Raw genomic sequence first — 12,623 nt, 5'->3', positions numbered from 1 at the left:
AAAAAGGATTTTTATTGTCCTAGTTCATTTCGGTCAGCGTTACGCAATTCGCGCACCGGCGCGATCAGGTGAAATCGTGCACCTGCGGGTACTGCTCGAACACGTCGCGCATCGTTTCGAGCGCGGCTTTATAGGCGTCTTCGCTGACCTCGGCGCCGACGCAAACCCGCACCGCGTTGGGCCGGTCGGCGTCGCGCACGAGAAACGGATCGGGCGACGTGACTGCGATGTCGCGGTTGCGCAGTTCGCGCACCAGCCGATCGGTGCGCCAGTGATCAGGCACCCGCAGCCACGCCGAAAGCGCCTGCGGATGCGCGCCCAGGACATATTTACCAAGCGTCTGCTGCAATTGCGACTGACGCCTCCCGAGCCGCTCGCGCTGAATTTCGACGAGCCGCGCGGCCGTGCCGTCGACAACCCAGCGCGCGGCGACCTCGGCCATCGGCGGCGTCGCCATCCAACTGCTCACGCGCAGTACGCTCTCGGCGCGCAGCGCAAGCCGGCGCGGCGTCGTCATATAACCGATGCGCAAGCCGGCCATCACCGACTTCGTAAAACTCGTGCAGTAGAACGAAAGATCCGGAATCAGGCTCGAAATGGGCGTGGAATGTTTGGCCGGCAACGGCCCGTACACGTCGTCCTCGATCACGTATACGCCATAGCGTTCGGCGATTTTCGCAATCGCGCGACGCCGCGAATCGGGCATCAACGCGACGGTTGGATTGTTCAGCGTCGGTGTGCAGACGAGCGCCGAGATGCGCTCGCTGTCGCACATCTCCTCGAAATGCTCGGGGTGAATGCCGTACTCGTCGATCTCGAGGCCCTTCAGCGTGAAGCCGAGCACGTTGGCCGAACCTATCACGCCGTGATCCGTCAGGCTTTCGCACAGCACGGTGTCGCCCGGCCCCACCAGCGAAGCGAGCGCGAGAAAAATGCCGTGGGCGGCGCCGTTCGTGACGAGCAGCGTATCGGCCGAAGCCGGCATGCCGAGCGACGCGAGCCATGCAATACCCGCCTGGCGATGATGCTCGAAGCCCGCGATCGGCCGGAACGCGCGAATCCACGGCTGATCGTCGAGCGTCGACAGCGTCGCGCAGACCTTGCGCCACATCGCGTCATGCTCGGACGTGTGAATGATGCGCGCGATCGAAAAGTCGACCACCGAACGCTCGGCCGTATCGAGCATGTAGCTCGACATCGTTTCGGTGACGCGCGCCGCGACGAAGCTGCCGCGCCCGACCTCGCAGCGGATCAGGCCTTGCCGCTCCAGTTCCTTGTATGCGTTGGTTACGGTCTGCACGCTGATCGCGAGTTCGGCGGCGACGTCGCGCTGCGGCGGCAGGCGCGCGCCCGGCGGCAGCGACGTGTTCTCGATGTCGCCGGCAATCGCCTTGACCAGCCGCTTGTATTTCGATTCCACGCCGTGCACCGCGCGCACGGCCTCGCGCCACTGCTCGATCACCGCTGCTCCTATGTCGTGGTGGATGCTGGCTCCGTGAGGAGTCGGCGTCGTCTCGCTTGATCTCCCATAGTGCGGCAGAAACGGGGGAGGAAATTAATGTCCTAGGGCATTTAACGCGAAAAAATGTGGGGCAGGATCTCGCCAAGCGGCGCCATCCAAGGATGACGATTGAACGAGGCCACCTATTCCAGCGTCGCCAGTTCAACATGGAAAACGCGTGAGTGGACGTTATGCGGCTTGCGCGAGGTGGCGTGCGGCGGCAGAGAATTGGCCACCATTCGCGGGTGTGAGTCCTATGATTCAACCATTCACAATTCGCGAATCGCGATGCACATACAGCAGTCAATGCTCCGGTCGTACGTCTGCTGGTGTTTTTGTATTCAACTCGCGAACAGGAGGATAAGTTGTCGCCCCCTATTTTCTGGCGGGCAACTCAGACCCGCGCGATCGTCATACTGGCAGCGCTGCTGGGGTTGGCATGTTTCGCCGATCCGGCGCACGCCAATCCTCCCAGCAACCCTGGTGTACCGACCTCCGTCGCCATTGGGCAATCGGTCATATGTCAGCCCGTCTCCACGACCAGGCCGCAGCCGGTGCTTCCAAAGGGATTTACAGAGCGGATTTTATACAGCGGTTGTCTCAATCAGCCGACGGCAATCAGTTTCAACGCAAGCCGGACCAGGGTCTTCATCGCCGAAAAAGGCGGCAGGGTTTGGAATTGCGACCTGGCGACGCCTACCTGTACGTTGATTGCCGACCTCAGCAATGAAGTCTGCAACGATGTCGACCGGGGACTTCTCGGGATTGCGGTCGATCCTCGGAACGACGGCAAAATTTACGTGCTTTACACGACGCCTCCAGCTACAGGCGCCTGTAGCGGAAACGTTCTGACTCACGGCCAGCTTTCGCTGCTGACAACGGCGGGAGCGGGCACGACCGAAACGAAGATCCTCCCTCCCGCACGGTCAGGCAATCAAACGTGGTGTTTTTTCTACACGTCTCACAGTATTGGCGGACTAGTCTTCGGAGTTGACAACAGAACGCTTTACGTTAGCGCTGGCGACGGCGCGAGCTTCGATCAGGTGGACTACGGACAGTTGGATACTGCGTGCGGCGATGGCACGAATCTGCCGCAGGGCGCGTTTCGCAGTCAAGGCGTGTCTCCATATAGCGACGGCGCTGTTCTCCGGATCACGAACCCAGGTTCGACAACTCAAAGCGTTGCCCTGGTGGCGCAAGGCTTACGCAATCCGTTCCGGTTCGCCCGCCTGCCTGGTAGTACGGACGAGCTGTATATCGGCAATGTGGGCTGGAACAGTTGGGAGGCAATCGATCATGTCACTGTCGACGGCCAAGACTTCGGCTGGCCGTGCTACGAAGGATGGAGCCCTGGCGCCAACTTCGCTGCGGCTCCCGAGCCCGACTATCAAAACGCGGGCTACTGCGGAAAGTTCGCGGGTGCCACGGCGCCGTTTTATGCGTACGCTCACACGAGCTACATTTCACCCGATGACAGTCGTGGAAGAACCTGCGGCGGCAAGCGGAACGGCGGAGGGCCGGACCAGAACGGCAGTGTCATCTCTGCGATCGGGTTTACCGACGATACGAGCACAACCTACCCTGCTCAATTCAAAAACGCACTGTACTTTGGTGATCTTCTGCGGCAATGCATCTGGACCATGCAACCTCCGAACAATGTGCCCCAGACTTTCGCAAGGGGTCTGCAGGGAGGACCGGTGGATCTGAAGGCGGGCCAGAATGGCGACCTGTTCTACGTGGATCTCGTGACCAGTACGATCAGGCGAATTACACACAACTAGGAAAAAGTTCCGGTGGCGCGCTACAGCAACCCCGCAAAATGCGCAACCACAAACACAACCGCGCCGCCCGCGATCAGCACCAACGCATTGATACGCGTCGTCATCACGAGCACGGTCGCGATGGCCGCGGTGAGCCACGCAATCCACCCGCCTTCGAGCTCCTTGAGCAGTACGTAGACGGCCGCGAGAATCAACCCGGCAGCCACCGGCCGCAACCCGGCCTGCAACGCATTCAGCCAGCGCGCGCCTTCGTGCCGGTTCCATACGTGCACGACGCCATACATCAGAAACGCAGTCGGCCCAAATAGCGCGACGGTCGCGACGAGCGCGCCACCGAATCCGCCGACCTGATAGCCAATCAGCGTCGCGAGCAGCGAGCCAGGACCGGGCGCGAGCCGCGCGATCGCGAAGTCGCTGAGAAATTGCGCATGGGTCATCCAGTGATGCACGTCGACGACCTGGCGCTGCAATTCGGGGATGATCCCTTGCCCGCCACCGACGGTGACGATCGACAGCGGCGCGAACACCGAAAACAGGGCGATAAGAATTCTGAGCACGGCAGAAGCTTTTGTGGAGTTTGACTAGCGGCGATAAAAGCCGATCAGGGCTGGCGCGCCTCGCGCACGTATTCATAGCCGACGCTCAACGCGCCGGCGATCAGCACGGTCCATACCAGCGACACGCGAAAGACCGCGGCGGCCGCGAACGTCGCGAGCAGCACCAGATACGGAAACACGCGGCGCGGCAGCCGGCGTGCGGCGGTGATCGCCATCGACAGCGACAGCCCGATCGCGCCGGCCGCGGCGCCAGCGAGCGCGATATGCGTGAGCGGAAACGATGCGATCGCCGAGAAGAACGCGCCGAGCAGAATGATCACGACGGCCGCCGGAAAAATGATGCCGCAGAATCCCGCAACAGCGCCGCGCCAGCCGAGTAGCCGGTAGCCGATCCAGATCGCCAGATTCTTCACGTTGACACCGGGCAGCGCCTGCGACAACGCGAGGCCGTTGAGAAATTCGTCCTCGCTCATCCAGTGGCGGTCGTGCACGAACTCGCGCATGAACCAGCCGCTCAGTCCGCCGCCGAAACTCGTCAGACCGATGCGGGCGAAGATCAGAAAGAGGCCGAGCGAGGTCACTTCGCGCGGCGGTGGTGCGTGGTGTGGCGCGTCGTCTTCGGGTGTCGATACCGGGTCGCTGACGTCTTGCCCGTGGATGCCTTTGGCCAATGCTCGTCCTTAGTCGTTTTGATCGTGCCGCACTTGCCGCGCGCCCGGCACGATAGCCGCAGACGTCGCCGATGACGTCGCCGATGAAGCAGACGCAGCCGAAGGCGAGGAAGCCGAAGAAGGTGCCGAGGCAGCCGAAGAAGCCGCCGCCGGATGCCGCGGATCATGCAGCTCATCGGTCGACCACCCGCCGCCCAGATCGCCAAACAACGACGCCGCGTGCAGCAAGCGCGATTCCTGCACGTTCAGCGCGGTCTGCCGCGTCGTCAATTGCGTCGCTTGCGCAATCGCGACCGTCGTGTAATCGACGGTGCCCGCCTGGTATTCGTTGAACGCGATCTCCGCGCCACGGTCCGCGTCGCGCACCGCCGTTTCGAGCACGAGCGCCTGCTCGGCGAGAATGCGCAGGCCGGACAGATCGTCCTCGACGTTCTGGAACGCGCCCAGCACCGTGCCGCGATAGTTGGCAACGGCCGCGTCGTAGGCCGCCTTCGCCGCGTCGACATCCGCGCTGCGCAGGCCGCCGTCGAACAGCGTCTCGGTCGCGCTGCCGCCGAGCGACCACACGTAGTTCGCGGCCTTCAGCAGACCGGACAGCGGCGACTGCGTGAATCCGGCCACGGCCGACAGCGAGATGTCCGGGTAATACGCGGCCACCTCGACGCCGATCGCCGCATTCTGCGCGGCCATCTTGCGCTCGGCGGCGGCGATGTCGGGGCGGCGTTCGAGCAGCGTCGACGGCACGCCGACCGGCGCCGACGGCAGCGCCGGCATCGCGGTGCTATGCGTGATCGACAGCTCTTCCGGGTTCTTGCCGACCAGCACCGCGATCGCATGCGCGTTCTGCGCGCGCGCGACGCCGAGCGCGATCAGATCGGACTTCGCGGTATTCAACTGGCTGCGCGCGGTGATCACGTCGCTCGGCGCAATCGTGCCCGCGCGATCCTGCTCGGTGACGACGTCGAGATAGTGCTGATACGCGACGACCGTTTGCTGCAGGAGGTCGATGTTCGCGTCGCTGGTGCGCAGCTCGATGATCGCGGTCGCGAGCGCGACCTGCTCGGAGAGCGTCGCATTCGCGAGCGTCGCTTCGCTCGACTGCGCGCTCGCGGCGTTTTCCTCGACGGTGCGGCGCACCTGGCCCCACAGATCCGGCGCCCAGCTCACGTTGCCTTCCAGCGAACCCGAATTGACGATGCGCGTCGCCGTACCGTTGACGAAGCTTCCCGAGGCACTGACCGAACCGCTGCTCGCGCGTTCGCGCGTCGCCGAACCGGTAGCGCCGATGGTCGGAAACAGGGCCGCGTGCGCGGCGCGCACTTCGGCGAGCGCTTGCTGGTAGTTCGCGTAGTCCACGCGCACGGTCTGGTTCGACACCGCGACGAGCGGTTCGAGTTCGTCGATCAACGGATCGTTGAACGCGCTCCACCATGTGCCCTTCGGGCCGGTCGCGTTCGGCTCGGCCTGGGTCCAGCCCGGCAGTTCCGAGTACGTGGCGGGCACGCTGACCTGCGGCCGGTGATAGTCCGGGCCGACCATGCAGCCGGCGTTGAACAGCGCCAGCAGCGCGACGGCGAGCGTCGCGATGCTCGGCAACCCGGCGCGAGATCCTGTCATTCGTTCAGTCGAAATCTTCATCGTCATGCCTTCGTATCCGCTTGTCCCGGCTTCGCGTCGCGGTTCCAGCGCAGCCCCGCGGACCATCTGACCAGCCGTGCACGCAGACGGTCGAGATACAGATAAATCACCGGCGTCGTATAGAGCGTAAACATCTGGCTCAGGATCAGCCCGCCCATCACCGTGATACCGAGCGGCTGACGCAGCGAGCCGCCCTGGCCCATGCCGACCGCGAGCGGCACCGCGCCGAGCACGGCCGCGAATGTCGTCATCATGATCGGCCGCAGCCGGATCAGCGCGGCCGCGTGGATTGCGTCGCGCGCGGGCATCTGTTGCTGGCGCTGCAACTGGATCGCGACGTCGACCATCATGATGCCGTTCTTCTTGACGATACCGATCAGCAGGATGATGCCGATCATCGCGATCACCGAAAACGGCGTGCCGAAGATCAGCAGCGCGAGCGTCGCGCCGATGCCCGCGGATGGCAGCGTCGACAGAATCGTCAGCGGGTGGATCGAGCTCTCGTACAGCACGCCGAGCACGATGTAGACGACGCCGAGCGCCGCGAGAATCAGCAGCGGCACCACGCCCATCGACTGCGAATAGGCCGCCGCCGCGCCTGCGAACGAGCCGTGGATGCTCGCGGGCATGCCGATCTCGCGGATCGTTTCGTTGATCGCCGCGCCCGCCTGGCTCAGCGACCCGCCGGCCGGCAGGTTGAACGAGATCGTCGCGGCGACGAGCCCGCTCTGGTGGTTCACCTGCGTCGACGTATGGCTGTTCCTATACGAGGTCAGCACCGACAGCGGCACCATCGTTTCGGCGGCCGTGCTGTCCGCGCTACCGGTCGAACTGCCGCCCTTGCTGTTGGCGATGCTGTTGTTGGTCGCGTTCGACTGCGCGTCCGAGTTGCGCGAGTTCGTGTTCGACGACGTGCCGGTCGTGGTCGCGGTAGTCGTTGCCGATACCGTGCCGTGCGGCATCTGTGTCGCGGCCGTGCCGGTCGGATTGCCGGCGGACGTGCTCAGATAGATCCGGTTCAGCGTCTCTGGATACTGCCAGTACTCAGGCGCGACCTCCATCACGACGAAGTACTGGTTCAGCGGGTTGTAGATCGTCGACACGGTGCGCTGGCCGAACGCGTCGTACAGCACGTTGTCGATCTGATTCGCCGCAAAGCCGTAGCGCGCGGCGGTCGCGCGATTGATCGTCAGGTAGCTCTGCAGGCCGTTCTGCTGCAAGTCGGAGTTCACGTCGAGCAGCCGCCCGCGCTGCTTCGACAACGCGGCGACGAGCTTCGGCGTCCACGCAAACAGCGCGGCGGAATCGTCGCTCGTCAGCGTGTACTGGTACTCGGCCGCCGATTGCCGCCCGCCGATGCGCAAATCCTGCTGCGCCTGCAGAAAGAGCCGCGCGCCCGACACTTCGTCGAGCTTCGGCCGCAGCCGGTTGACGACCTGGGTGGCCGTTGCGTGCCGCTGCGACAGCGGCTTCAGCTCGATGAACACATTGGCGGTATTGAGCGCGCGCCCGCCGGTAAAGCCCGCGACGGACTGCACCGCCGGATCCCTTTGCACGATCGACTGCAACTGCGCGAGCTTCTTCTGCATCGCCGTGAACGAAATGCTCTGGTCGGCGATGATCTGCCCGATCACGATGCCGGTGTCCTGCTCGGGGAAGAAGGTGGCCGGCACCAGCTTCAGCATGAACACGTTGCCGACCAGCAGCGCGAACAGCAGCAGGATCACCAGCAGCGAATGATCGAGCACGGCCATCAGCGTGCGTGCGTAGACGTGCTTGAAGCGATCGAACTGCCGCTCGATCCACCGCGCCCAACGCGCTTTCGAATGACCTGCGTTGTCGCGGCTCAGCACGTACGCGCACATCGCGGGCGTGACCGTCAACGAGATCACCAGCGAAATCAGGATCGCGATCGACAGCGTGATCGCAAACTCATGGAACATCAGTCCGACGATGCCCGGAAACAGGATGATCGGCAGAAACACCGCGATCAGCGACAGGCTCATCGAGACCACCGTGAAGCCGACTTCGCCCGCACCCTTCAGCGCGGCCTCTTTCGGACTCAACCCCTGCTCCATGTACCGCACGACGTTTTCGAGCACGACGACCGCGTCGTCGACGACGAAGCCGGTGCCGATGGTCAGCGCCATCAGCGACAGATTGTCGATGCTATAGCCGAGCAGATACATCGGCCCGAAGGTACCGACGATCGACAGCGGCAACGCGACCGCCGGCACCAGCGTCGCGCGCGGCGACTGCAGGAAGATGAACACGACGCCGACCACCAGCAGCACCGCGATGAACAGCGTGCGCTCGGTATCGCTGACCGACGAGGTGACCGACTGCGAGCGATCGATCGCGACATCGACGTGCACGTTGCTCGGCAACGTCGCTTCGATCGCGGGCAGCACGTTGCGTATCTGCTGCACGGTGCTGACCACGTTGCTGCCCGGCATCGGATAGACGATCACGAGAATCGCCGACTTGCCGTTGAAGAGCCCCGCGTTGCGGATGTTTTCGTTCGAGTCGCGCACCTGGGCGACGTCGCGCAACTGCACCGGCGCGCCGTCGCGATACGCGACCACCAGATCGCGATACGGCGCCGCGTGCGTGATCTGATCGTTCGAGGTGACCACGTAGCGCTGATCGCCGACGTCGATATGCCCCTTCGCGCTGTCGGCATTGGCCGCACTGATCGCCGCGCGCACGTCTTCCATGCCGATCCCGTAGCTATTGAGCTTGCCCGGCTGCAACTCGACGCGCACGCTCGGCAACGCGCCGCCGCCGAGCGTGATCTGGCCGACGCCCTGCACCTGCGACAGCTGCTGCTGGATCACCGAATCGGCGGAGTCGTAGAGCTGCGCTTTGGTCAGCGTGTCCGAGGTCAGCGACAGCACCATGATCGGCGCCTCGGCCGGGTTGTACTGGCGGTAGCTCGGATTGCTGCGCAGCGTGGTGGGCAGATCGGCGCGCGCGGCCTGGATCGCCGCCTCGACGTCGCGCGCGGCGCCGTTGATGTCGCGCTTCAGGCCGAACTCGACGATGATCAACGACGAGCCGACATAGCTGATCGAGGTCAGCTCCGCGACGTCGGCGATGGTTGCGAGCCGCCGCTCGAGCGGCTCGGCCACCGTCGACGCCATGATATTCGGGCTCGCGCCGGCCATGTTGGCCTGCACGACGATCACCGGAAACGCGATGTTCGGCAGCGGCGCGACCGGCATGCGGAAATACGCGAGCGTGCCGGAGATCAGGATCGCGATCGCGAGCAGCGTCGTCGCGACCGGCCGCCGGATGAAGATCGCCGGGATGTTCACCGCGTGCCCTCCGCGCCGCCTTCCGGCGGACGCCCACCCGGCTCGTCGCCGCCGTTGCGCTTAGCGCGCTCGGCGCGCCAGCGGTTCACACGCGTGGCCATACGGTCGAAGAACAGATAGATCACCGGCGTCGTGAACAGCGTCAGCACCTGGCTCAGCGTCAGGCCGCCGATGATCGCGAGACCGAGCGGCCGGCGCAGTTCCGAACCGGTGCCGGTGCCGAGCAGCATCGGCAGTGCGCCGAGCATCGCGGCGAACGTCGTCATCAGGATCGGCCGGAAACGCAGCAGCGACGCCTCGAAGATCGCATCGCGCGGCGCCTTGCCATGATTGCGTTCGGCATCGAGCGCGAAGTCGACCATCATGATCGCGTTCTTCTTGACGATGCCGATCAAGAGCACGATGCCGATGATGCCGATCACGTCGAGATCCATACCCGCGAGCATCAGCGAGAGCAGCGCGCCGATACCGGCCGACGGCAGCGTCGACAGGATCGTGACCGGATGGATGAAGCTCTCGTACAGCACGCCGAGCACGATATACACGGCAACGAGCGCCGCGATCAGCAGATAGACCTCGCTGGAGAGCGAATCCTCGAACGCCGCGGTCGCGCCTTGCAGCGACGACGTGATCGACGGCGGCAGGTCGATCGACTGCTCGGCCTGGTGAATCTCCTTGACCGCGGTGCTCAACGATGCGCCCTTCGCGAGATTGAACGACACCGTCACCGACGGAAACTGCGCGAGATGGCTGATCACGAGCGGCGCCTTCGCGATCTGGATCTTCGCGATGCCGGAAAGCGGCACCTGACCCGTGCTGCTGGTCTGGCTCGGCAGATACAGATTGCCGATCGACTGCACGGTCGGCATCGTTTCCGGCTTCGCGACCAGAATCACGCGGTACTGGGCCGACTGCTCGAAGATCGTCGACACGATGCGCTGGCCGAGCGCGTCGTACAACGCGTTGTCGATCGTCGCGGGCGTGATGCCGAAGCGCGCGGCCAGTTGCCGGTTCACTTCGACGTTCACGCTGAGGCCGTCGCTATTGAGATCGCTCTGCACGTCCGACAGCGACGGAATCTGCTTCAGGCGCGCGACGAGTTCCGGCACGTACTTCTGGAACGCCTGCTGGCTCGGTCCGCGCAACACGAAGCTGTACTGGTTCGGCGACACGGTCGTGTCGAGCGTCAGGTCCTGCGCGGGCTGCATGAACAGCTTCACGCCGGGCACGTGCGCGACTTCCTGCGCGAGCCGGCGCGCGATTTCCTGGGCGGTGTCCGAGCGCTGGTCGCGCTCGCGCAGATTGATCAGGAAGCGACCGTTGTTCAGCGTCGCATTGGTGCCGTCGATGCCCACGTACGACGTCAGCGAGACCACGTCCGGGTCCTTCAGGACCGCCTCGGCGAGCGCGCTCTGGCGCTGCACCATCGCCGCGTACGACACCGAGTTGTCGGCGACGCTGATGCCCTGGATCACGCCGACGTCCTGCACCGGAAACAGTCCCTTCGGAATCACCACATACAGGATGCCGGTCAGCACCACGGTGGCGATCGCGACCATCAGCGTCAGCGTCTGATGATCGAGCACCCAGCGCAGGCCGCGCTCGTAGGCGGCGAGCGTCTTGTCGAACAGGCCCTCGCTGATGCGCTCGAAGCGGCTCGGATGGCGCTCGGCCTGCGCGCGCAGCATCCGCGCGCACAGCATCGGCACCACCGTCAGCGACACGACCGCCGAAATCACGATCGTGACCGCGAGCGTCACCGCGAACTCGCTGAACAGCCGCCCGATCACGCCGCCCATGAACAACAGCGGAATCAGCACCGCGATCAGCGAAATAGTCAGCGACAGAATCGTGAAGCCGATTTGCCCCGCGCCTTCGAGGGCGGCTTCGAGCGGCGACATGCCCTCTTCCAGATAGCGCACGATGTTCTCGATCATCACGATCGAGTCGTCGACCACGAAGCCGGTCGCGATGATCAACGCCATCAGCGACAGGTTGTCGATCGAGTAGTTGAGCTGGTACATCACCGCGAGCGTGCCGATCAGCGAGACCGGCACCGAGATGCTCGGAATCAGCGTGGCGGGCACGTTGCGCAGGAACACGAAGATCACCGCGACGACCAGCACGATCGCGAGAATCAGTTCGAACGCGGCGTCCGCGACCGACGCGCGGATCACGCCGGTGCTGTCCGACACCACGGTCACTTTCATGCCGGCCGGCAGCGTCGATTCGAGCTGCGGCAGCTCCTTCATGATCTGGTTGACCGTCTGGATCACGTTCGCGCCCGGCTGGCGCTGCACGTTCAGCACGATCGCGGGCGAGCCGTTGTACCAGGCGCCGCGCTCGACGTCCTGGGCGGCCTGGCTTACGCGCGCGACGTCGCGCATGAATACGGGCGAGCCGTTCTGGTAGGCGATTACGGTGTCGAGGTAGTCCTTCGGATCGGTGATCTGATCATTGCCGTTGATCGTGTAGTCGAGATCGGGGCCGTCGAAATTGCCCTTCGGCTGGCTCACGTTCACATAGCTCAGCAGCGTGCGCAGATCGTCGATGTTCAGACCGTAGGCGGCGAGCTTGTGCGGGTCGGCTTCGACGCGGATCGCGGGCACGTTGCCGCCGCTCGTCGTCACGACGCCGACGCCCGCCACTTCCGAGATCTTCGTGCCGAGGCGGTTGTTCGCGACGTCCTCCAGTTGCGTCAGCGACATCGACTTCGAGGTGACCGCGAGCGTCAGAATGGGCTGGTCGGCGGGATTGACCTTTGCGTAGGTCGGCGGCGCCGGCAAGCCAGACGGCAGATAGCTGTTCGCCGCGTTGATCGCCTGCTGCACGTTCTGCTCGGCGATGTCGAGGTTCAGCGACAGATCGAACTGCAGCGTGATCACCGACGCCCCGTCCGAACTGTACGAGGTCATCTGCTGCAGGCCCGGAATCTCGCCGAGCTGCACCTCGAGCGGCGCGGTCACGGTGGTCGCCATCACCGTCGGGCTCGCGCCCGGATAAAAGGTCTGCACCTGAATCGTCGGATAGTCGACGTTCGGCAGCGACGACACCGGCAGCACGCGCATCGCGATCAGACCGACGAGCACGAGCGCGATCATCAGCAGCAGCGTCGCGACCGGGCGAAGAATGAACAGGCGGGAAATGTTCATCGGCGC

General features: G+C 64.3%; 7 protein-coding genes. 1 reads left to right on the top strand and 6 read right to left on the bottom strand.

The features are described from left to right. Positions 1-64: 64 nt before the first annotated feature. Complete coding sequence (locus OKW27_RS09440) at positions 65-1,462, bottom strand: PLP-dependent aminotransferase family protein (RefSeq protein WP_429333308.1); 1,398 nt, start codon at positions 1,460-1,462, stop codon at positions 65-67. Positions 1,463-1,866: 404 nt separating this feature from the next. On the opposite strand from OKW27_RS09440, the gene OKW27_RS09435 reads away from it, so the two are divergent. Further along, positions 1,867-3,282 (top strand): PQQ-dependent sugar dehydrogenase, encoded by a 1,416-nt coding sequence (locus OKW27_RS09435; RefSeq protein WP_429333307.1) that lies wholly within the window; start codon positions 1,867-1,869, stop codon positions 3,280-3,282. Positions 3,283-3,302: 20 nt separating this feature from the next. Here the strand turns inward: OKW27_RS09435 and OKW27_RS09430 are convergent, their stop codons facing one another. Genes OKW27_RS09430 through OKW27_RS09410 form a run of 5 tightly spaced genes read right to left on the bottom strand, consistent with a single transcriptional unit; the run spans position 3,303 to position 12,617 of the window. Then, on the bottom strand, positions 3,303-3,839 hold the full coding sequence (locus OKW27_RS09430) for a chromate transporter (protein WP_429333306.1): 537 nt from the start codon (positions 3,837-3,839) through the stop codon (positions 3,303-3,305). 44 nt (positions 3,840-3,883) lie between these two features. Continuing rightward, complete coding sequence (locus tag OKW27_RS09425; protein ID WP_090807716.1) at positions 3,884-4,510, bottom strand: chromate transporter; 627 nt, start codon at positions 4,508-4,510, stop codon at positions 3,884-3,886. 9 nt (positions 4,511-4,519) lie between these two features. Further along, complete coding sequence (locus OKW27_RS09420; RefSeq protein WP_429333305.1) at positions 4,520-6,154, bottom strand: efflux transporter outer membrane subunit; 1,635 nt, start codon at positions 6,152-6,154, stop codon at positions 4,520-4,522. Continuing rightward, positions 6,151-9,465 carry an efflux RND transporter permease subunit gene (locus OKW27_RS09415; protein ID WP_429333304.1) on the bottom strand — a complete coding sequence of 1,105 codons (3,315 nt, stop codon included), beginning with the start codon at positions 9,463-9,465 and terminating at the stop codon, positions 6,151-6,153. The genes OKW27_RS09420 and OKW27_RS09415 overlap by 4 nt, the downstream gene beginning before the upstream one ends. Next, positions 9,462-12,617 carry an efflux RND transporter permease subunit gene (locus OKW27_RS09410; protein ID WP_090807722.1) on the bottom strand — a complete coding sequence of 1,052 codons (3,156 nt, stop codon included), beginning with the start codon at positions 12,615-12,617 and terminating at the stop codon, positions 9,462-9,464. Before OKW27_RS09410 ends, OKW27_RS09415 begins: the two co-directional genes overlap by 4 nt. Between the last annotated feature and the right edge of the window lie 6 nt (positions 12,618-12,623).

This window comes from Paraburkholderia sp. 35.1 (assembly GCF_050436525.1).
Taxonomy (GTDB): Bacteria; Pseudomonadota; Gammaproteobacteria; order Burkholderiales; family Burkholderiaceae; genus Paraburkholderia; species Paraburkholderia tuberum.
The sequence above is the reverse complement of the archived record's forward strand: the minus strand, read 5'-3'. Positions and strand labels throughout refer to the sequence as shown.